At 72.1% G+C, this 20,626-nt stretch carries 18 protein-coding genes and 1 tRNA gene; 6 read left to right on the top strand and 13 right to left on the bottom strand.

Translation table 11 applies throughout. The features are described 5' to 3' along the window. Positions 1-6 precede the first annotated feature (6 nt). Genes ACZ6C6_RS05120 through ACZ6C6_RS05140 form a run of 5 tightly spaced genes read left to right on the top strand, consistent with a single transcriptional unit; the run spans position 7 to position 4,231 of the window. Positions 7-480: an Lrp/AsnC family transcriptional regulator gene (locus tag ACZ6C6_RS05120; RefSeq protein WP_469199132.1), complete on the top strand. Its 474-nt coding sequence runs from the start codon at positions 7-9 to the stop codon at positions 478-480. Positions 481-494: 14 nt separating this feature from the next. Then, positions 495-1,142: an ABC transporter permease gene (locus tag ACZ6C6_RS05125; protein WP_018100766.1), complete on the top strand. Its 648-nt coding sequence runs from the start codon at positions 495-497 to the stop codon at positions 1,140-1,142. Then, entirely contained in the window at positions 1,135-2,385 is a 1,251-nt protein-coding gene (locus tag ACZ6C6_RS05130; protein WP_469199134.1) for a betaine/proline/choline family ABC transporter ATP-binding protein, read from the top strand. Before ACZ6C6_RS05125 ends, ACZ6C6_RS05130 begins: the two co-directional genes overlap by 8 nt. Further along, positions 2,382-3,257 (top strand): ABC transporter permease, encoded by an 876-nt coding sequence (locus ACZ6C6_RS05135; RefSeq protein WP_469199136.1) that lies wholly within the window; start codon positions 2,382-2,384, stop codon positions 3,255-3,257. The genes ACZ6C6_RS05130 and ACZ6C6_RS05135 overlap by 4 nt, the downstream gene beginning before the upstream one ends. Next, on the top strand, positions 3,254-4,231 hold the full coding sequence (locus ACZ6C6_RS05140) for a glycine betaine ABC transporter substrate-binding protein (protein ID WP_469199138.1): 978 nt from the start codon (positions 3,254-3,256) through the stop codon (positions 4,229-4,231). Before ACZ6C6_RS05135 ends, ACZ6C6_RS05140 begins: the two co-directional genes overlap by 4 nt. Before the next feature lie 13 nt (positions 4,232-4,244). Here ACZ6C6_RS05140 and ACZ6C6_RS05145 read toward each other — a convergent pair whose 3' ends face one another. The 4 genes from ACZ6C6_RS05145 to ACZ6C6_RS05160 all read right to left on the bottom strand — a co-directional run bounded on the left by ACZ6C6_RS05145 (position 4,245) and on the right by ACZ6C6_RS05160 (position 9,620). Beyond that, on the bottom strand, positions 4,245-5,018 hold the full coding sequence (locus tag ACZ6C6_RS05145) for a YlbL family protein (RefSeq protein WP_469199140.1): 774 nt from the start codon (positions 5,016-5,018) through the stop codon (positions 4,245-4,247). Between the two features lie 102 nt (positions 5,019-5,120). Further along, positions 5,121-5,762 carry an IclR family transcriptional regulator gene (locus ACZ6C6_RS05150; RefSeq protein ID WP_018100771.1) on the bottom strand — a complete coding sequence of 214 codons (642 nt, stop codon included), beginning with the start codon at positions 5,760-5,762 and terminating at the stop codon, positions 5,121-5,123. Between the two features lie 433 nt (positions 5,763-6,195). Further along, on the bottom strand, positions 6,196-7,977 hold the full coding sequence (locus ACZ6C6_RS05155) for a DEAD/DEAH box helicase (protein ID WP_469199142.1): 1,782 nt from the start codon (positions 7,975-7,977) through the stop codon (positions 6,196-6,198). A 179-nt stretch (positions 7,978-8,156) separates the two neighbouring features. Continuing rightward, positions 8,157-9,620 (bottom strand): MFS transporter, encoded by a 1,464-nt coding sequence (locus ACZ6C6_RS05160; RefSeq protein WP_469199144.1) that lies wholly within the window; start codon positions 9,618-9,620, stop codon positions 8,157-8,159. A 184-nt stretch (positions 9,621-9,804) separates the two neighbouring features. Between ACZ6C6_RS05160 and ACZ6C6_RS05165 the strand changes: the two genes are divergently transcribed. Then, positions 9,805-9,876 (top strand) — tRNA-Cys (locus tag ACZ6C6_RS05165). Positions 9,877-9,931: 55 nt separating this feature from the next. Here ACZ6C6_RS05165 and ACZ6C6_RS05170 read toward each other — a convergent pair. From ACZ6C6_RS05170 to ACZ6C6_RS05210, 9 genes are all read right to left on the bottom strand, one after another. Next, on the bottom strand, positions 9,932-10,468 hold the full coding sequence (locus ACZ6C6_RS05170) for a hypothetical protein (protein ID WP_469199146.1): 537 nt from the start codon (positions 10,466-10,468) through the stop codon (positions 9,932-9,934). A 38-nt stretch (positions 10,469-10,506) separates the two neighbouring features. After that, positions 10,507-11,073: a hypothetical protein gene (locus tag ACZ6C6_RS05175; RefSeq protein WP_469199148.1), complete on the bottom strand. Its 567-nt coding sequence runs from the start codon at positions 11,071-11,073 to the stop codon at positions 10,507-10,509. 8 nt (positions 11,074-11,081) lie between these two features. Then, the gene (locus ACZ6C6_RS05180; RefSeq protein WP_469199149.1) at positions 11,082-11,666 is read right to left on the bottom strand and encodes a hypothetical protein; all 585 of its coding nucleotides are present in this window, start codon (positions 11,664-11,666) and stop codon (positions 11,082-11,084) included. Beyond that, positions 11,663-13,387, bottom strand: coding sequence for an alpha/beta hydrolase (locus ACZ6C6_RS05185; RefSeq protein WP_469199151.1), 1,725 nt, complete (start codon positions 13,385-13,387; stop codon positions 11,663-11,665). Before ACZ6C6_RS05185 ends, ACZ6C6_RS05180 begins: the two co-directional genes overlap by 4 nt. A gap of 1 nt (position 13,388) precedes the next feature. After that, positions 13,389-13,796, bottom strand: a complete 408-nt coding sequence (locus ACZ6C6_RS05190) for a hypothetical protein (RefSeq protein ID WP_469199153.1) — start codon at positions 13,794-13,796, stop codon at positions 13,389-13,391. A 121-nt stretch (positions 13,797-13,917) separates the two neighbouring features. Next, entirely contained in the window at positions 13,918-16,254 is a 2,337-nt protein-coding gene (locus ACZ6C6_RS05195; RefSeq protein WP_469199155.1) for a xanthine dehydrogenase family protein molybdopterin-binding subunit, read from the bottom strand. Continuing rightward, positions 16,251-17,792 carry a (2Fe-2S)-binding protein gene (locus tag ACZ6C6_RS05200; protein WP_469199156.1) on the bottom strand — a complete coding sequence of 514 codons (1,542 nt, stop codon included), beginning with the start codon at positions 17,790-17,792 and terminating at the stop codon, positions 16,251-16,253. The genes ACZ6C6_RS05195 and ACZ6C6_RS05200 overlap by 4 nt, the downstream gene beginning before the upstream one ends. Beyond that, the gene (locus ACZ6C6_RS05205; protein ID WP_469199158.1) at positions 17,789-18,685 is read right to left on the bottom strand and encodes an FAD binding domain-containing protein; all 897 of its coding nucleotides are present in this window, start codon (positions 18,683-18,685) and stop codon (positions 17,789-17,791) included. Before ACZ6C6_RS05205 ends, ACZ6C6_RS05200 begins: the two co-directional genes overlap by 4 nt. A gap of 306 nt (positions 18,686-18,991) precedes the next feature. Further along, positions 18,992-20,626: a beta-N-acetylhexosaminidase gene (locus tag ACZ6C6_RS05210; protein WP_469199160.1), complete on the bottom strand. Its 1,635-nt coding sequence runs from the start codon at positions 20,624-20,626 to the stop codon at positions 18,992-18,994.

Raw genomic sequence — 20,626 nt, forward strand, 5'->3', positions numbered from 1 at the left:
GCCGACATGGGGATCGACCGACTCGACGGACGGCTCATCGTGCTGCTCGCGCGTGAGCCCAGGATCGGTGTCCTGGAGGCATCGCGCAGGCTGGGCGTGGCGCGCGGGACGGTGCAGGCGCGCCTGGACCGCCTTCAGTCGGATGGCGCCATCCGCGGATTCGGCCCGGACGTCGATCCGGCGGCCCTCGGCTACCCGGTCACCGCGTTCGCGACGCTGGAGATCAAACAGGGCCAAGGCGCCGACGTACGGGCCCACTTGAGCGGCGTCCCGGAGGTCCTCGAACTGCACACCACCACCGGGCACGGGGACATGCTGTGCCGGCTCGTGGCCCGTTCCAACGCGGATCTCCAGCGGGTGATCGACCGGGTTGTCGGATTTGATGGCATTGTCCGGGCCTCCACGGCCATCGTGATGGAGAACCCCGTGCCGCTGCGCGTCATCCCGCTCGTGGAACAGGCGGCGCGGGACACCGACTGAGCAGAGGAGGACGGGTGAGCTTCTGGGAGTACGTGGCCAACCGTCATCAGCAGTTGCTCACCGACGCCTTCCAGCACGTCAGCGCGGTCTTCCAGTGCATGGTCATCGCCACCGTCCTCGGGGTCCTGATCGGAGTCGTCAGCTACCGCAGCGGCTGGGGCTCCTCGGTGGCGATCACTTCGACGGCGACCGTGCTCACCATCCCGTCGCTCGCCGCCATCGGCCTGCTCATCCCACTGGTCGGCCTGGGCGTCGCCCCGACGGTGATCACGCTGACGCTGTACGGGCTGCTCCCCGTCGTCCGCAACGCGATCGTGGGCCTGCGCGGCGTCGATCCGGCCCTGGTCGACGCGGCCAAGGGCATCGGCATGTCGCGGACCGCGCGGCTGTTCAAGGTGGAGCTGCCGCTGGCCTGGCCGCCGATCCTGACCGGCATCCGGGTCTCCACGCAGATGCTGATGGGGATCGCCGCCATCGCCGCGTACGCCTCCGGGCCCGGCCTCGGCAACGAGATCTTCCGGGGCATCGCCTCGCTGGGCAGCGCCAACGCGATCAACCAGGTGCTCGCGGGCACGCTCGGCATCGTCATCCTCGCCCTGCTCTTCGACGCCGCGTACGTCCTGCTGGGCCGGCTCACCATCCCGAGGGGGATCCGTGTCTGAGACCCAGACCCTGCCGGAGCCGGTGGCCACCTCCGGCGCCGCCATCCAGTTGGAGAACCTGTCCAAGCGCTACCCGGGCAACCCGAACCCGGCCGTGGAGAACGTCTCCATGGAGATCAAGGCCGGCGAGACCGTGATCTTCGTGGGCCCGTCCGGCTGCGGGAAGTCCACCACGCTGAAGATGATCAACCGGCTGATCGAGCCCACCTCGGGCCGCATCCGGATCGACGACGAGGACGTCACCGACATCGACCCGGTGAAGCTGCGCCGGAAGATCGGTTACGCGATCCAGTCGTCCGGGCTCTTCCCGCACATGACGGTCGCCGAGAACATCGCCCTGGTCCCGAAGATGGTGGGCTGGTCCAAGTCCCGGGTGAAGGACCGGGTGGAGGAGATGCTCGACCTGGTCGGGCTCGACCCCCGCGAGTTCCACGGCCGTTATCCGCGCGCGCTCTCCGGCGGGCAGCAGCAGCGCGTGGGCGTGGCCCGGGCCCTGGCCGCCGACCCGCCGGTGCTGCTGATGGACGAGCCGTTCGGCGCGGTCGACCCGATCACCCGCGACCACCTCCAGGACGAGCTGATCCGGCTCCAGCACGAGCTGCACAAGACGATCGTCTTCGTCACCCACGACTTCGACGAGGCGATCAAGCTGGGCGACCGGATCGCCGTGCTGCGCGAGCGCTCGCACATCGCGCAGTTCGACACACCGGAGGCCATCCTCACCAACCCGACCGACGACTTCGTCTCCGGATTCGTCGGCGCGGGCGCGGCGCTGAAGCGGCTCAACCTGACCCGGGTCCGGGAGGTGGAGATCGCGGACTTCCCGACCGTGACCGTGGACGACCCGCTCCAGTCGATCTTCAACAAGCTGCGCAGCGGCTCGCACAACGAGCTGCTGATGCTGGACCGCCGGGGCCGCCCGTACAAGTGGCTGCGGCGCGGCGACCTGATGCGGGCGCGGGGCTCCCTGGCGCGCGCCGGGCAGCTGGTCCACGACACGGTCACCCGGGACGCGACCCTGCACGACGCGCTGGAGGCCGTGCTCACCGACAGCGGCGGGCGGGTCGCGGTGACCGGGCGGCGCGGTGAGTTCACCGGGGTCGTGGACATGCACACCCTGATGAACTCGGTGCACGAGCTCCTGGAGGCGGACCGGCTGGCCGCCATCGAGCACCAGCACGACCTGGAGGAGCTGCGCGTCCACCAGACCGCCGAGGAGCTGGAGGGCGGTGCGGGCGCATGACCCCCGACTCCCCCTCCGGCTCCTCCCGCGCACGGCCGCCGGGCGAGCACGATGTGAAGGGGCATGCCTTCCGCGACGAGGAGGCGGACGCGGAGGCGGAACAGCAGCCCGCCCCGCGGGCGACGAAGCCGGCGCGGCGGATCACCTGGCGGAAGCTGGTGGTCCTCCCGGCGGTCCTCGCGGTCGTCCTCGTCCTCACGTACGTCTGGATCGAGAACGTGCACCTGGACTCGATCGCGGAGAACTCGATCGCCGGTGACACCGTCGAGGTGCGCTGGTGGCAGCACGTGAAGCTGACCGCGATCTCCACCTTCTGGGTGCTGATCATCGCCATTCCGCTGGGCATCGCGCTGACCCGGCGCGGGCTGAGCAGGGCGGCCCCCGTGGTGACGGCGATCGCCAACATCGGGCAGGCGACCCCGGCGATCGGTCTGCTGGCGCTGCTGGTGATCTGGCTCGGCATCGGCCCCTCGACCGCGATCACCGGCATGGTGATCTACGCGGTGCTGCCGGTGCTGTCCAACACGGTCGCCGGTCTCAAGGCGATCGAGCCGAACATGGTGGAGGCCGCGCGCGGCATCGGGATGTCGGCCATGGGCACGCTGACCCGGGTCGAGCTGCCCCTCGCCGTGCCGCTGATCCTCGCCGGGGTCCGGACCGCGCTCGTACTGAACGTGGGCACGGCGACCCTGGCGACCTTCGGGGGCGGCGGCGGGCTCGGTGACCTGATCACCTCGGGCATCCAGACCCAGCGCATGCCGGTCCTGGTCCTGGGCTCGGTCCTGACGGTGGTGCTGGCGCTGCTGGTGGACTGGCTGGCCTCGCTGGCCGAGGTGGCGCTGACCCCGCGCGGACTGGAGGTGGGGCGATGAGGACGCGGACGCGTGGGACGCTCGCGGCAGGGGCGGCGCTGTCCCTGGTGCTGGCCGGGTGCGGGCTGAAGAGCGGGTCGCCGATGGTGGACGACGTGGTGCCCGGGTCGGTCGGGCAGGGGCAGCCGCTGGACGGCGCGTCGCTGACCGTCACCTCGAAGAACTTCAGCGAGAACATCATCCTGGGCCAGATGATCGGGCTGATCTTCAAGGCGGCCGGGGCGGAGGTCCTGGACCGGACGAACCTGCCGAGCTCGATCAGCGCCCGCGAGGCGGTCATCCAGGGCGACGCGGACGCCGAGTACGAGTACACGGGCACCGGCTGGATCACGTACCTCGGGCACGCCAAGCCGATCAAGGACCCGATGGAGCAGTGGAAGGCGGTGCGCGACGCGGACCTGAAGAACGGGGTGACCTGGCTCCGGCCGTCCACCCTCAACAACACGTACGCGCTGGCCATCAGCGCCAGGAACAACGCCAAGTACCACCTGAAGACGCTCTCCGACGTCGCCGCCCTGGCGAAGAAGAACCCGTCGGCGGTGACGGTGTGCGTCGAGAACGAGTTCGCCTCCCGCGACGACGGGCTGCCCGGCATGGAGAAGGCGTACGGGATGTCCCTGCCGGCGTCCAACATCAAGAAGATGGACGCCGGGATCATCTACACCCAGGTCTCCAAGTCCGACTCCTGCCTGCTCGGCGAGGTCTTCACCACGGACGGGCGGATCAAGGCGATGAACCTGGAGGTGCTGGAGGACGACAAGCACTTCTTCCCCAACTACAACGCGGCGCCCGTCGTCCACACCCCGACGCTGGAGAGGTACCCGGAGATCGCGGGCCTCCTCGATCCGCTCAGCAAACGGCTGAACACGGAGGTCGCCCAGGTGCTGAACGCCCGGGTGGACGTCGACGGGCAGGACCCGCACGAGGTGGCGAAGGACTGGCTGATCGAGGAGGGGTTCATCAAGGAGGGCTGACGGCCCCGCCGGGTCAGCAGCTGGGGATGCGCCCGCCGTGGTCCAGGGCCCGCAGCGAGTTCACGGCGTCCTTCAGCGTGGTGACCGGGATCAGGCGCAGGCCCTTCGGCAGCTCGGACTTCGCCTCGGAGCACTCCGCCTTCGGTACGAGGAAGACGGTCGCCCCGTCCCGCCGGGCGGCCTGCGTCTTGAGCGAGACCCCGCCGACCGCGCCGACCTTGCCGTCCGCGTCGATGGTGCCCGTGCCCGCGATGGTGCGGCCGCCGGTGAGGTCGCCGCCCGAGCCGTCGCCGTCCAGCTTGTCCACGATGCCGAGCGCGAAGAACAGCCCGGCGCTGGGGCCGCCGACGTCCGCCAGGTGCAGGGTGACGTCGACCGAGCCGGGCTTGCGGTCCAGGTAGTTCAGGGCGGCGTCGACGGCGGCGTCCTGGGACTTCGTCATGTCGTCCAGGTTGTGCTTCTCGATCTCCTTCTCGGAGCCGCCCGTCGGATAGACGGAGTCGCGGGGCAGCACGGCCCGGTCCGTACGGAACCAGCTGTCCACGACGTCCCCGATGCCGACGTCCGTCTTCGGGCCCGTCGCCACGATCGTCGTCATCCGAAGCTCGCCCTTGGTGGGGCGGGTGGGCGTGCCCTCGATGCTGATCACGGGGGTGCCCTGGTCGTCCCCGAGCACGTCCGCGGTCGTCCCGGGCTGCGCCAGCGTGAACGGCAGCGGCGCGAAGGCGGCTGCGCCGAGGAGGGCGACTACGGGGAGGGCGGCGAGGGCGAGGCGCTGTCTGGACACCGGTCCAATCTAACGTGCGGCCCGCCCGCCGCTCCCGGCCACCGGGGGCGCCGGCCCCCGGCCAACCGGTTCCGTCCTCGAACGCCGGACGGGCTGGGTTTCTCAGCGCAACGCGTCGGCGACTTCCCGGGCCGCGTCCACCACCCGGGGCCCCACCCGCTCGGGGACGGAGTCCGCCAGCATGACGACGCCGACGCTGCCCTCCACCCCCGTCACGCCCATGAGCGCGGCCGCCGCACCGCTCGCGCCCGCTTCGAGTTCGCCGTGGGTGAGGGTGAAGGCGGTCTCGCCCACCGGCTTCTGGCGGGCGGCGAGGATGGCCCGGCCTGCGGCGCCCCGGTCCAGCGGGTGGCGGAAGCCCGCCCGGTAGGCCACGTGGTAGTCGGTCCAGGTCGGTTCGACCACCGCGACCGCCAGCGCGTCGGAGCCGTCGACCAGGGTGAGGTGGGCGGTGGCCCCGATGTCCTCGGCCAGCGAGCGCAGCGCCGGAAGCGCCGCCTCCCGGACGAGCGGGTGGACCTGGCGGCCCAGGCGCAGGACGCCGAGGCCGACTCGCGCCCGGCCGCCCAAGTCGCGGCGGATCAGGGCATGTTGCTCCAGCGTGGCGAGCAGGCGGTAGACCACGGTGCGGTTCACACCGAGTTTGTTGGACAACTCGGTGACCGTCAGGCCGTGGTCGGTGTCGGCGAGCAGTTTGAGGACACGCAGTCCTCTGTCGAGCGTCTGGGAGGTCTCCGCGGTCACGACGCCCCCTCCTCCGTGGTGAGCGGCCGCGGCTGGTCTCGTGGGATGTGCGCCACCGGTCCCGGGGCGACGCACGGAGAGGCCGCCGGCCTGGCCAAGGCACCGGCTGCGCTCCGCGGCGGCGTTGCCACGGGGCGTTCACATTTTTTGGACAGTAGCGAGCGAGTCCGCTCAGCGGAAGCCCTCGTCCAGAATCCGGTCTGCCTCAAAAACCCGGTTGCGCCGTACGAGCATAAGTGCCGGTCAGCGGCGCGCGGGCGGTTCGTCGCACATCTACGCGCGTCCATGTCGGCCGACTCTCCCGCGACGCTCCGTAGACCGGATGTGAACCACGGTTAACTCACCGTGAAAATTTTTCGGCCGATTCATTGATCGACAAGGCCCCGGGACCCTTGCGCGAGGGTGCCGGGGCCGGTTGTACGCCGTACGCGGGTCAGCGCATCCGGGTGGCCCACTCCTGGACCTTCTTGATCCGCTGCTCGATCTGCCCGGCGGTGGCCTCCGCGCTCGGCGGTCCGCCGCAGACGCGGCGCAGCTCGGTGTGGATCACGCCGTGCGGCTTGCCGCTCTGGTGGGTGTAGGCGGAGACCATGGTGTTCAACTGCTTCCGCAGGCCGAGGAGTTGCTTGTGCGTGACGACCGGGCGGTCCTGGGCGGGCTTCTCCAGCAGGTCGGCCTCGGACGCGGGCTTCTGCCGGCTGTGCGCGATCTGCCGGGTCTGCCGCTTCTGGAGCAGCAGCTGGACCTGATCGGGTTCGAGGAGCCCGGGGATGCCCAGGTAGTCCTGCTCCTCCTCGCTGCCCGGGTGCGCCTGCATGCCGAATTCGGCGCCGTCGTAGAGCACCCGGTCGAAGACCGCGTCGGACTCCAGGGCCTCGAAGGGCAGCTGCTCCTCGGTCTCCTCGTCCTCCAGCTTCTCCGCGTCGGCGAGGAGCTTGTCCTCCTCGGCGAACGGGTTCTCCTCGTCGCTGCCCTTCTTGGGCTTGTCGAGGACGTGGTCCCGCTCGACCTCCATCTCGTTCGCGAACTCAAGGAGCATCGGGATGGTGGGGACGAAGACGGACGCGGTCTCGCCGCGCCTGCGGGAGCGCACGAAGCGGCCGACGGCCTGGGCGAAGAAGAGGGGGGTCGAGATGGTGGTCGCGTACACCCCGACGGCCAGGCGCGGCACGTCGACGCCCTCGGACACCATGCGGACGGCGACCATCCAGCGGGAGTCGTCCTGGCTGAACTTGTCGATCTTCTTCGAGGCGGCCTTCTCGTCGGAGAGGACGACGGTCGCCGACTCGCCGGTCACCTTCTTCAGGATCTTGGCGTACGCGCGTGCCGACTCCTGGTCCGTGGCGATGACGAGCCCGCCCGCGTCCGGGATGCCCTTGCGGACCTCGGTGAGCCGCTTGTCGGCCGCGCTCAGCACATTGGGGATCCAGTCGCCGGTGGGCGCCAGGGCGGTGCGCCACGCCTGCCCGATGGCGTCCTTGGTCATCGGCTCGCCGAGCCGGGCCGCGATCTCGTCGCCGGCCTTGGTGCGCCAGCGCATGTTGCCGCTGTAGCTGAGGAATATCACCGGGCGCACGACGCCGTCGGCCAGGGCGTTTCCGTAGCCGTAGGTGTAGTCGGCGGAGGAGCGCCGGATGCCGTCGTTGCCCTCCTCGTACACGACGAAGGGGATCGGGTTGGTGTCCGACCGGAAGGGGGTGCCGGTGAGGGCGAGCCGCCGGGTCGCCGGGTCGAAGGCCTCCTGGCACGCCTCGCCCCAGGACTTGGAGTCACCGGCGTGGTGGATCTCGTCCAGGATGACCAGGGTCTTGCGCTGCTCGCACCGGTTGCGGTGCAGCATCGGGCGGACGCCGACGCCCGCGTAGGTGACGGCGACCCCGTGGTACTCCTTGCTCAGCGGACCGGCGCTGTAGTCGGGGTCCAGCTTGATCCCTATCCGGGCGGCCGCCTCGGCCCACTGCTTCTTCAGGTGCTCGGTGGGCGCGACGACGGTGACCTGCTGCACGACGTGGTGGTGCAGCAGCCAGGACGCGAGGGTCAGCGCGAAGGTGGTCTTCCCCGCGCCGGGGGTGGCGACGGCGAGGAAGTCGCGCGGCTGCTCCTGGATGTACTTCTCCATGGCCCCCTGCTGCCAGGCTCGCAGCTTTCCGGCAGTGCCCCACGGGGCGCGGCCGGGGAAGGCGGGTGAGAGGTGGTGGGAGGCGGTAGTAGTCACGGTCTCCGGTTCGGGTCTCTCGGGTACGTGGGCGCTGTCCGCGCGGGCCGGAGCGGCTCCGCACGCGATACGACAACCGGGCCACCCTACCGGTGCGACTGCCCCGCACCACGGCGTACCGCGCCACCGCACACGCAAGTGCGACGGCTCTCACACGGCGGCTGCCGTACGGCGCCCGGTCACCGTTCCCGCACCCGTCCCGCCACCCACGCCCCCGCCAGGGCCACCGCCGCCATCGGGAAGAAGACGACCGCGAAGGCTGACGGGTGGGAGGTGGTGGCGGCCTTCTCCGTGACGTCCATCGTGCCGCCGCCCAGGGCCGCGAAGGCGGCGCCGCCCGCGGCCAGCAGGAGGACGTTGGAGAGGCCGTCGGAGATCTGGAGGGCGGCCGAGTTGGCCCCGGCCTCCTCGGGGGCGGACAGCTTCAGGAGCAGCACGCTGGTGGAGGCGATCACCACGCCCATGCCGAAGCAGCCGAAGGCCCAGGCGACGGCCACGGTCCAGACCGGCACGGAGGTGATGAGCACGGCCGGGGCCGCCGCGATGGACAGGGCGACCAGGACCATGGCGCCGACCATCAGGGGCTCGCGGTGCGGTTCCAGGCGGGGCCGGGACTGCACGTACGAGCCCAGAGCCCAGGTGCCGCCGCCGGCGGCCAGGGAGAGGCCCGCCAGGGTCGGGGACATGCCGCGCTGGGTGACCAGCATCAGCGGGACGAACGACTCGGCGGCGATGAACGACCCGGCCGCGACGCCCCGCAGCAGCACCACCGCGGGCAGCCCGCGCGCCGCGCGCCACGTGCCCCCGGGCAGCAGCCCCCGGATCGCGGGGACGAGCAGCGCGACCCCGGCGGCGACCGGCAGCAGCGAGAGCCAGTTCCGCTCCTGGCCGGCGTACTGGAGCAGCCCGGCGCCCAGCGAGATGCCCAGCGCGAGCGCGATGCGCCGGCGGTCGTACGCCTCCACCGGCGCCTCCGGGTCCGCCGGGCCGGACGCCATGCGCCGGATCTCCGGGAGCGCGAGCGCGAGGGGGAAGACGATCAGGACCGGGATGCCGACGAAGACCCAGCGCCAGCCCAGGTGCTCGGTGACGCTTCCGGCGGCGAGCGGCCCGACGACCGAGGGGATGACCCAGCTCGCGGCGAACGCGGCCAGGATCGCCGGCCTCAGGTGCTCCGGGTAGGCGCGGCTGATCACCACGTACAGCGCGACGATCACCAGCCCGCCGCCGAGCCCCTGGACGGCGCGGCCCGCGATGAACATCCACATCGAGCCCGCGGTCCCGGACAGCAGCAGCCCCGCCGCGAAGGCGCTGATCCCGGTGGCGAGCGGGGCGAGCGGCCCGCGCCGGTCGGCCCACTGCCCGGACAGCACCATGGCGAAGAGGCTGGTGGTGAAGTACGCCGAGAACGCGTACGCGTACAGCGGGATGCCGTGCAGCTCACGCGCGGCGACCGGCATCGCGGTCCCCACGGCGGTCGCCTCGAAGGCGATCAGGAACACCACGGAGACGATGCCGATGCTGAGCGCCCGGTACGTCCGCCCGAGAATGCCCTCCGGCAGCACGGGCCCCTCCGGGGCGGGGACGTCGACGTCTTCGATGAGGCGCGGGACATCGGCGTCGCGCGGTTCCAGGGCGGTCATGAGCCAAGGGTAAGGGGCGAAACCCCTGATGAACCCTGTCGGTGGTCGGCCCTGCCCTCGGCCGTTGGACCTAGGACGGCTGCCGCGATCGTGAACGGCGTATGGCAGTCGCGTTGCACGCCCGCCGGAACCCTTGAGCGCCCCGCGCGGCCGGGCCTACGGTCGGTTCAGCGACACCACGCAGGACCGTGTGCCCGAGAGGCTCAGGGGCTCGACTGCAACTCGAGTTACACCGGTTCGAATCCGGTCACGGTCTCCGGACAACCGCCCGCCCCCTTGCTCCAGGGGGCGGGCGGTTCGTCGTTGCGGGGTCAGTGCGGTGCGGTCTCGGACCAGTAGGCCGAGTACTCCCGGGGAATCCCCACCGTCGTCGCCGACGACCCGGGCACACCGGGTGTGTCCTTCGGGTAGGTCATCTCGGAGTCCCGCACGCATCCGTACCCGGCATCGATGTAGACATTGCCGATATCGCCGACGCCCAGGGCCACGGTGAGTCCGTCGGCAGCTGTCGCCCGGATCTGCGGCATCTTCTCGTCGCGGTCGACGTCGAAGTCCCGGAACCCTTGCCTCTCCCAGTACCGCTGGATCATCGCCAGCAATGCGCCGCGCCGGTGTTTTGATATTGCGGTGAGGATGATTCTGCCGCGCATGACGGTCGTCGTCCCGGTCGGCTCATTGAGGCCCGTGCTGCACGTCGATTCCGATGGCGTACCGCGGACCCATTTCACCGACGGCTGGATCGCCGCCATCGTGCCGTCCAGGATTTCCTCCGCGCGCTCCCCCGCCCGCTGCATGTCCATCTCGGGTTCTTCCCTGCCCACGCCGCCCCAGCATGCGGTGAGCACCATGGCCAGGAGCACACACCCGAGCAGCCGCACCGGTCCCTTCATGAGCCGGTGGCGGACCAGTAGGCCGAATGCTCGTGGGGTATCCGCTCCGGCTCGTCCGGCCCTCCGGGGTGGCCGGGCGTCCCTTCCGGATACGTCATCGCGGAGTCTTGCGCACACCCGAATCCGGCACGGATATACACATTGCCCACATTGCCGACGTAAAGCGTCACGGTCAGCCCGTCGGCAGTCGTGGCCCGGATCTGTGGCCTCTTCTCGCCGGAGCGGATGTCGAAGTCCCCGGCTCCTCGCTTTTCCCAGTGCCGCTGCACCATCTTCAGCAATTCATCACGTCGCCGCTCGGAGACCGCGGTGAGAATGTTCCTGCTTCGCACGACGGTCGTCGTTCCGGTCGGCTCATTGAGGCCGGTGCTGCACGGCGATTCAAACGTCGACCCTCGCACCCATTTCACCGGTGGCTGGATGGCCTCCATCGTGTCATCGAGGAGCTCCTCCGCGCGCTGCCCCGCCTGCTGCATGTCCATCTTGGGTTCTTCCCTGCCCGCGCCGCCCCAGCACGCGGTGAGTGCCACGGCCAGAAGCACGCACCCGAGCAGCAGCCACACCGACCTCCTCATGAGCCGGTGGCGGACCAGTAGGACGAGTGTTCGTGAGGGATTCGCTCCGACTTGGTCGGCCCCCCGGGGCGACTCGGTGTCCCCTTCGGATAGGTCATCGGCGAGTCCTTCGCGCAAGCGAAACCGGCGGTGACGGAAACGTTGCCGATTTCACCGGCGGAGAGGATGACGATAAGCCCGTCGGGGGACTTGGCGCGGGTCCGCGGCATGTCCTCGGCGGAGTCGACGTCGAAGTCCCGGAAGCCCTGCCGTTCCCAGTACCGCTGGATCATTTCGAACAGCTCTCCGCGCCGCTGCCGGGAAACCACGGTGAGTACGTTCCTGCTCCGGGTGATGCTCGTCGTGCCGGTCGGCTCACTGAAGCCTGCGTCGCATGCCGTTTCCCCCGTGAGGCCGCGAGCCCACTTCACTGCTGGCTGGATCGCGCCTATCGTGCCGTCCAGAATCTCCTCGGCGCGTTCCCCCGCCTGCTGCATGTCCATCTTGGGTTCTTCCTTCTCCCTGCCGCCCTGACAAGCGGTGAGCACCATGGTCAGGAGCACACACACCAACAGCCGCACCGCGCCGCTCGTACGCGTCACCTCGGCACCGTCGTCTTGATCGCGTCGCCGTGACCGGCCACGACACTCGCGATGTTGTACAAGGAATCGCCGCCCTCCGTGTCACTGAAGTAGAGGGAATGAGCCGGAAGATTTCCGGTCACGAGCCCCACGAGTCCGGTGTCCGGGCCGTCGGCGACGCTGAAGTGGTGCCCTCCGAAGTCTCTTCCGGCCGGGTCGGTGCCGAACCAGTTGGAACCGGATCCGACCTCCTTGTTCAAAGGACCGGAGAACATCACATCCTCCTGCGAAGGCAGATGGGTGACCTGATCGTTCTTCGCCGCACCGACGTAGACGTGCTCGGCGCCCACGCCCAGATCCCTGGCGTGGTCGACGCCGGTGCCCGGACTACCCACGAGGACCACGTCGTCGGCGGGGATTCCACCGGGTAGCTGGGTGGCCTGGCCCACGGTCAGGGAGCCGTACGAGTGGCCGATGGCCGTCACATGCGGCGACCCGGATTCATGCGTGGCATGGATGCCGCTCAGGAAGCTGTTGTAGGCCGGAGCGCCGGCCTTGGCATCGCCCTCGCGCATGACATCGGTGGACGACCACTGGAAGCCGTCCAGCTGGGGCGCGTCGTAGCCGAGCCAGACGACGGAGGCGGTCGAGGACCCCGGGTACTCCCCGTTCGCGACCCTCGCCACGTTCCAGGCGCGCTCCACGTCCGACGAGGCGAAATGACCACTCAGCTTCGTGTTCAGCCCCGGCACGTACGCCGACACGTTCTGCGACGTGTCCGGGTTGCCGAACGACACGATGGCCCGGCCGTTGCCCTCGTCGCCGAGGCCCAGCAGCAACAGGGGATACTCACGCTCCAGGCTGAGCTGCTGCTGGATCCCCTTCACCCCCTCGATCTTGTCCTTCAGCGCCGCCGCCTCGTCCCCCGAGGACCCCGCGTAGTCGGTCTCCAGGCTGTCCAGCAGCGTCGGCAGGTACAAGCGGTTGGCCCGGTCCCGGTCGGCCGCCGGGATGCCGTCGCGGTTGCCGAGCAGCTGCGGGTAGTCCTCGATCAGCTCGCCGCGCAGGGCGGGCGAGAGCGAGGTCCACCAGGTGTGGACGGCGTCGGCCGGGGCCTTCGCGTCCGGCATGCCGAGGTGTGTCAGGAGTTCGTTCTCGATCCCGCCGACCGTCGCCAGCTCGACCGCGAGGTGGGACCAGTCGCCCTTGGCGCACCGGTTGGCCGCGGCCGTGAAGAGCCTGATCTTCGCCGCGTACTCCTTGTCCGCCGCCTGCGCCCCGTGCCACGCCTCGGCGATCCGGTCGGCGTACTCCTGGGCCCGGGCCGCCTGGTCGCGGTGCATCATCCCGACATCGCCCGGGGCCATGTGGGCGGTGTCGACGGCCGGGGCCGTGACCGTGCCGTCGTCGGCGACCTTGTAGCCGGCGCCCGACGCGTCCGCGAGCGCGGCCTTCAGCAGGTCCTGCTGGTTCAGTAGTTCCTCACCGCAGGCCCGCAGCACCGTGGAAACGCTGTCGAGCTCCGTCGTGGCGATGTTCATGTACCACCGGATCCGGCCGAGCCGTTCGGCGGCGGTCTCGGCGGTGAGCCCGCCCCACACCTGTTCCTGCACGAGGGGGCGGTGGAGATACGCGCCGAACTCACCGGCCCGTGTGGTGATCTTGTCCGCCAGCGCGGCCCAGGAGTCGCCCGCGCCGGTCATCAGCAGGGGCTCCGCGTCACGGAGTTCCGGAAGCCGCATCTCAGCGCCCCCCGTTCGCCGACGGCGGCGTGGTGAGGTCCGGGGTGTGCGGCGTGTAGTACATGTCCGGCGGCGCGGCGCCCGGCGCGTAGGGGCCGAGGAACGCGTCCCGTCGTTGCCGGTCGTCGTCCGCGAAGCCGTTGTTCGAGCCGCGGACCGCGTCCGCGGCGCCCCCCACCAGGCCCGCCAGCGCGCGCAACGCCTTCGTCCACGCCTCCAGGCACTCGTCGAGCGCGGGGGCGGACTCGAAGCCCGCCAGCCCCGCCACCGCCACGTCCGTCGATGCGAACAGGCCCTTGATGTCGCCGGGTATGTCCTCGGCGACCTTGTCGGCGGCGGCTGCCGCCTTTCCCACCTGGTCTGGGTCGATCCAGAGTCCTTGCGTGCCGCCGGTGATCGGCGTGGCCATGCTTCCCCCCTCGGTCGCAGGTGCGCCACACACTAACCCCCGGTGGGGTGCGGTGAGTTGAGTACGCGTACTCAACTCAGCGCACGCCACCGGGGGTTGGAGGCAAGGGAACGGCGCCGCGTCAGCCCTTCGGGGCCGCGACCGCCGCCTGGGGGCGGATCGGGAGGCGGTTGACCGGGCGGCCGGTCGCGGCGCGGACGGCCGCCGCCACCGCGGCCGGGGAGGTCACGACCGGGACCGCCGACGCGGGCTTCGCGCCGAACGGGGCGACCACGTCCCGCTCCTCGACCAGCTTGACGATGCGGATCTCCGGCGCGTCCAGCGAGGTCGGCAGGGCGTAGCCGGTGAGGTCCGGGTGGCGGACCAGGCCGCGGGCGGTGCGGAGGTTCTCGGTGAGGGCGGCGCCGATGCCCTGGGTGACGCCCGCCTCGATACGGGTCGCCAGCTGGGACGGGTTGAGGACGCGGCCGACGTCCTGGGCGACGGCCATCTCGACCACCCGGACCGAGCCCAGCTCGATGTCGACGTCCACCACCGCGCGGACCGCGCAGAACGCCATGCCCACGAAGGCGTCGCCCTGCCCGGACCCGTCCAGGGGCTCGGTGGGATGCGGGCGGCACTGGGCGGTGGCCCACAGCTCCTTGCCGTCCAGCGCCTCGGCCACGGTCGTGGAGAGCACCCCGTCGTACGAGGTGATCTTGCCGTCCGTGATCTGGAGCAGCTCCGTGGACATCCCGAACTTGTGCGCCAGGGGCTGGAGGAGCTGGGTGCGGACCATCTTCGCGGCGCGTTCGACCGCACCGGCGGAGACCCAGGTGTGCCGGCCGTGGGTGGCCGCGCCCGCCGGGGGCTGGTCGGTGTCGACGGAGGCGACGTGCACCTCCTCGACGCCCAGGGTCTCCTGGACGACCTGCCGGGCCAGCGTGGAGAAGCCCTGGCCCGTCTCGACGGCGGCGCAGATGACGGTGGCGACCGAATCCTGGACCCGGACCGTAGCCGTGGACACCTCGTCGGCGCCCTCCGCGCCCAGCATGTGGACCATGCCCAGCGCGTATCCGACGCCGCGCCGCACCGCGCCCGGTTCGCCCGCGCCCTCGGGGCCGCCCGGCAGCAGCCAGTCGTCCTCCGGGGCGTCCTTGGGCAGGGCGGGCAGCGGGTGGTCCCGGACGGCGGTGAGCAGTTCGGCGACGGGGGCGGGGCAGGTCACGGTCTGCCCGGTCGGCAGGATGTCGCCGGTGGCCAGCACGTTGCGCATGCGCAGCTCGGCCGGGTCGATCCCCAGCTTCGCGGCCAGCTTGTCCATCTGGCCCTCGTAGGCGGCGCAGACCTGCATCGCGCCCTCGCCCCGGACATGGCCCGAGGGCGGGTTGTTCGTGCGGACGGCCCAGCCCTCGATGAAGGCGTGCGGGACGACGTACGGGCCGCAGGCGAAGGCGACCGCGGCGGCCAGCGACTCCGAGGAGGCGTCCGCGTAGGCGCCCGCGTCCAGCAGGATCTGGGCCTCCACCTTGACGAGGCGGCCCTCCGCGTCGGCGTGGTGGCGGTAGCGCAGCAGGGTCGGGTGGCGGTGGCCGTGGCCGAGGAAGGACTCCTCGCGGGTGGCGGCGAGCTTGACCGGGCAGCCGGTGCGCAGGGCGAGCAGGCCCAGCGGCAGCTGGAAGCCGGGGTCCTCGCGGTCGCCCGTCGCGCCGGGCACTCCGGTGACGACGACCTTGACCCGCTCCGGTTCGAGGCCGAAGCAGGCGGCGGCCAGGTCGCGGTCGGTGTGCGGGTCCGTGGACGCGGTGTACAGCTCGACGCCGCCGTCCGGGCGGGGCACGGCGAGCCCGGCCTCCGCGCCGATCGGGGCGGGGTCCTGGCGGCCGATGCGGTACAGCCCGTCCACGACGACCTCGCCGGCCGCCTCCGGGTCGCCGTAGCGCAGCGGGATGTGGCGGATGAGGTTGCCGTCGGGGTGCAGGGGCTCGGCCTCGAACGCCTTCTCCGGGTCCGTGACCGGGTCCAGCACCTCGTACTCGACGGCGATCGCGGCGGCGGCGAGCCGGGCGGTGTCCGGGTGGTCGGCGGCGACGGCGGCGATCGGCTCGCCGTGGTGGCGGACCAGGTCGGCGGCGAAGACGGGGCGGTCCACGACCCTGCGGCCGTACAGCGCCTCGCCCGGGACGTCCTCGTGGGTGACGACCGCGCGCACCCCGGGCATCTCGGCGGCGGCCGAGGTGTCGATGGAGAGGATGCGCGCGTGCGCGTGCGGGGAGCGCAGGACGGCCGCCCAGAGCAGGCCCTCGGCCCACAGGTCGGCGGCGTACGGGAAGGTGCCCTCGGTCTTGGCGCGGGCGTCGGCCGGCGGCAGCGAGGCGCCGATGCCGAGCCGCGGCCGCTCGGCCTCGGGTCCGCCCGGGCCGGCCGGCGACGGGATGCTGATCGTCGTGGGGGTGGCGCCGGCCGCGTCGTTGCTCACGCCATGCCTCCGTCCTGCTGGTGGGCCTGCACACTACCGGCGCCCGGAGCCGCCTGGTGCGGGATGCGGGGCTCCTCGGACTCGCCGGCCCCCGTCTCCTCGGCGGCTTCGGCGGCTGCGGCGCGGCCCGCGATGACCTCGTTGACCGCGTCCAGGACGCCCCGGTAGCCGGAGCAGCGGCAGAGGTTGCCGCACAGCGCCCGCCGGGTCTCCAGCTCGCTGGGGCGGTGGTTGCCCTCCAGGAGGTCGTGGACGGTCATCGCCATGCCGGGGATGCAGAAGCCGCACTGGACGGCGCCGCAGTCCGCCAGCGCCCGCTGCACGTCGGACGGTTCGCCGTCGACGGCCAGGCCCTCGACCGTACGCACCTCGCTGCCGGCGGTCGTGGCGGCGGGGACCAGGCAGGAGGCGACGAGCCGCCCGTCCACCTGGACGTTGCAGGCACCGCACTCGCCCTGCGAGCAGCCGTCCTTGGCCCCGGCGAGGCCGAGGCGCTCGCGCAGCACGTAGAGCAGGGACTCGCCGATCCAGGCGTCCGCGACCGGCCGGTCGACGCCGTTGACGTGCAGCACGTACGAGGCGGCGGGGTGCTCGCTGGGCAGCGGGGGCCCCTCCGGGGCGTCGGGCGCCGGGGGCGCCGCTGTGCCGTGGTCCGCGTCGGCCTCGGCGCCCGCGTCCGCGACGGGCTCCTCGTCCTGGCCCTCCAGGTCGGGAGCCGCCCGCACGGGCTCGGAGACCGGCTCGGCGCCGGGCGCCGCCGCGACGTCCTCCGCCTCCGGGCCGGGGGCGGGCCGCTCGCCGTCGGCGGGCTCCGCCGCCTCGGGAGCGCTCTCGGCAGGGGCACCGGCGGGCGTGTCGGCCGGGCCTCCGGCCAGGGCGTCGGCCGTGACGCCCACCGTTCCATCGGCCGGTACGCCTGACAGCCCATCGGCCGGGACGCCGGCGCCCGCGTCGCCCGCGGCATCGGCGGGGTCACCCGCCTGCGGCTCCGCGGCCCCGGCCGCGTCCGGCACCGCCCAGGGCGCCGGGGCGCCGCCCGGCAGCGTGGCCGGGCGGTCCGCGTACCAGTCGGCGACGGGGGGCGGGGTGTACAGCTCGCCGGAGTCGTCGGACAGCGGGGCGGCCGGGGCCGGCCAGGACGAGGTGTCCACGGCCCACTGGCCCGTGGCTGCCGGGTCCGTACCGTACGGCTCCTGGTACGAGCCGGTGTGCTGCTGTTCCTCGGGGTGCGGGTAGCCGTAGCCGGACTGCTGGTTCGGGTCGGGCCAGTGGACCGCGTCGGGCGCGGGCTGTCCGGGCTGCTGCTCCGGGGTCCGGACGACCCAGTTGCCGGCGGCCGCCGGGTCGCGGTCGGCGGCAGGGGTCAGCGGCAGGATCATCGGCGGGGTGTAGCCGTGGCCGGGCGCGGCCAGCGGGATGTCCGCCAGGTCCTCCGGAGACAGCTGGACGAAGGCGGTCGCCTCGCCGTCGTAGTCGCCGCCCTGCGGGGTCGGCTGCCAGCCGCCGTGCTGCTGCTCGGCGGGGTTCTCCTTGCTCACGACAGTGCCCTCCCCAGCGCGCGTCGGGCGAGCGCGGCGACGGTGCGCCGCAGGTGCAGTACGGCGGGGGGCAGCGGTGGCGCCTCTCCCCCGTCGGCGGGTGGTTCCTGGTCCGGGATGCAGGCTGCCGCGACGTACTCGCCGAAGGCGGCCAGCGCGTCGGGTGCGAGGCCGCGCGCCCCGTCCCAGTCGATCAGCGAGGCGATCCAGTGCTCCGCCTCCAGGGGGCGCAGCGGCATCGGGGCGATGGCGCCGACCGCGCAGCGCACCCCGCGCCGGGCCGGGTCGAGGACGACCGCGACGGAGGCGGTGGCGCGGCCCGGGCCGGTGCGGCCGGTGGCCTTGAGGAAGACCTGCGGGGCGTGCAGCAGGGGCACCCGGACGAAGCCGATCAGCTCGGCGGGCTCCAGCATCTCGCGGCCGGCCAGCAGGTGGGACACGGGGATCTCGCGGCGGGCGCCGCCGGGTCCGGCGACGACGAGCTCGGCCTCCAGCGCGGCGAGCACCGGCAGCGCGTCCCCGGTAGGGGCGGCGGTCGCGATGTTGCCGCCGAGCGTGCCGGCGTTGCGGATCTGCGGGGGTCCGGCGGCGCGTGCGGAGGCGGCGAGTGCGGGGATGAGGGCCGCGAAGTCGGGCCGCCCCATGCGGGCGTGGGTCAGGCCGGCGCCCAGCAGGGCGTGCCCGTCCTGGTAGTGCCAGCCGCGCAGCTCGCTGATCCGGCCGAGTCCGACCAGACCGGAGGGGCGCAGGAGCCCCTTGTTGACGGCCGACATCAGGTCCGTGCCGCCTGCCACGGGGACGGCGGCCGGCATGGCGCCGAGTGCCGCCACCGCCTCGTCCAGCGAGGCAGGCAGCGTCACGGACTGCGTCGCCTGCGGTGCGTGCGTGGTCAACCCAGCTGCCCCTTCCCGGTGTCCCGGCGCTCCCGCCTGTTTCGCCGTACGGTACGTGCTCGAAGCCCGGACGTGGCAACTCTGGCACATCTTCGGACCGGCCCGACGCGCAGGTCCGCGAAGGGCGTATCGGTCAAGGTTCAGGGTAATGGTCCCGGTTTCAGGCCAGTTCGGGGGTGCGCACCCTTTGCCGGTCTTCCTCATGTCCGTACGGCTTTCTCCGTTGCCAGGGGCGGCACTCGGAAAACGCCGCCGCCACCACGGTCGCAGGGGCCGTGGTGGCGGGAGAGCGGGTCGGGGCCGGGCTCACACGTTCGGGGGTGCCCCCTCGATCGGGCGTCCGAGGATGCCGGGGCGCTGCTGCCAGGGCAGCGGTCCGGACGGCGGCCGGTAGCCGACGCCGAGGGCGTCGAGCCGGGCGTAGTGGGCGGTCATGCGGCGCTCGAAATCGGCGAAGTCCCGGTCGTCCGGGGCGGGCAGGGCGGACCAGGCGACCTCGGCGAAGGCGGCGAGGCGGGGGAAGACCTGGTAGTCGACGCGGGCCCGGTTCTGCATGACCTCGGACCAGGCGTTGGCCTGGGTGCCGAGGACGTGCCGGGCCGCCTCCTCACTCAGGGACGGCGGCACGGGTTCGAAGCGGTAGACGTCCTCCAGGGTGCGGACGTACCCGATGGGCATCGGCTCGTCGGGGCCGCCGTGCTGACGGTGGTCCAGATAGACCTGCTGCTCCGGGCACATGACCACGTCGTGCCCGGCCTCGGCCGCCGCGATGCCGCCCGCGTAGCCGCGCCAGGAGGAGACGGCGGCGCCGGGCGCGAGGCCGCCCTCCAGGATCTCGTCCCAGCCGATGAGGCGGCGGCCGCGTTCGGTGAGCCAGGTGTCGAAGTGGCGGATGAACCAGGACTGGAGCTCGTCCTCGTCCGCCAGGCCGAGCTCCTTGATGCGGGCCTGCGCGGCGGGCGACTGCTTCCACTGGTCCTTGGGGCACTCGTCGCCGCCGACGTGGACGAACGGCGAGGTCTCCGGCGGGAAGAGTTCCAGGAGCTCCTCGAAGACGCCCTCGTAGAAGCGCAGGACGTGGTCGGTGGGGGCCAGGACGTTCGGTGTGACGCCCCAGTTGTCCCAGACGCCGAGCGCAGAGGTGTCGATGACGTCGGTGTTGCCGAGCTCCGGGTAGGCGCTGATCGCGGCCTGCGAGTGGCCGGGGATGTCGATCTCGGGGACGACCCGGATGTGCCGGGCCGCGGCGTAGGCGACGATCTCGCGGATGTCGTCCTGGGTGTAGTAACCGCCGTGCGGGGTCTCGTCCCACAGCTCGGAGGCCCGGTGCCCGTACTTGGTACGGGGACGCCAGGCGCCGGCCTCGGTGAGGCGCGGGTACCGCTTGATCTCGACGCGCCAGCCCTGGTCGTCGCTGAGGTGGAAGTGGAAGACGTTCAGCTTGTGCGCGGCGAGCAGGTCGAGGTAGCGCAGGACGTCGTCCTTGGGCATGAAGTGCCGTGCCACGTCGAGCATCAGACCGCGCCAGCCGAAGCGGGGCGCGTCCTCGATGTCGGTGAACCCGAAGCCGTGGACGGCGGCCCCGCCCACGGGCGCCCGGCGGAACGCCTCGGGTCCCAGCAGCTGGCGCAGGGTCTGGGCGCCCCAGAAGACCCCGGCGGGGCTGCCGCCGGTGATGACGACGCCCTCGTCGGACGTGGTGGTCAGCCGGTAGCCCTCGGGGGGCAGGGTGGCGTCGGTGCGCAGCACGACGGCGCGCGGGGCGTCCTCGGGGCCGGGGGCGAGGGACAGGCCGAAGGCGGCGCCCAGGGTGGCGCGCAGCCAGCGCTCGGTGGTCCCGGTGCCGGGGGCCGCCGCGATGACGGTGGACGCGTCGAGGACGAATCCACAGCGCCCCCGGTCGTCGGCGCTCCGGGGCGCCGGGATCAGTTCCATGGCCAT

The sequence above is a fragment of the Streptomyces sp. NPDC041814 genome, assembly GCF_055590565.1.

Coding starts and splice junctions, on each gene's coding strand:
- ACZ6C6_RS05120 (WP_469199132.1), top strand. CDS start 7: ATGGGGATCGACCGACTCGACGGACGGCTCATCGTGCTGCTCGCGCGT.
- ACZ6C6_RS05135 (WP_469199136.1), top strand. CDS start 2,382: ATGACCCCCGACTCCCCCTCCGGCTCCTCCCGCGCACGGCCGCCGGGC.
- ACZ6C6_RS05140 (WP_469199138.1), top strand. CDS start 3,254: ATGAGGACGCGGACGCGTGGGACGCTCGCGGCAGGGGCGGCGCTGTCC.
- ACZ6C6_RS05160 (WP_469199144.1), bottom strand. CDS start 9,620: ATGACCGCCCTGGAACCGCGCGACGCCGATGTCCCGCGCCTCATCGAA.
- ACZ6C6_RS05170 (WP_469199146.1), bottom strand. CDS start 10,468: ATGGTGCTCACCGCATGCTGGGGCGGCGTGGGCAGGGAAGAACCCGAG.
- ACZ6C6_RS05185 (WP_469199151.1), bottom strand. CDS start 13,387: ATGCGGCTTCCGGAACTCCGTGACGCGGAGCCCCTGCTGATGACCGGC.
- ACZ6C6_RS05190 (WP_469199153.1), bottom strand. CDS start 13,796: ATGGCCACGCCGATCACCGGCGGCACGCAAGGACTCTGGATCGACCCA.
- ACZ6C6_RS05210 (WP_469199160.1), bottom strand. CDS start 20,626: ATGGCCATGGAACTGATCCCGGCGCCCCGGAGCGCCGACGACCGGGGG.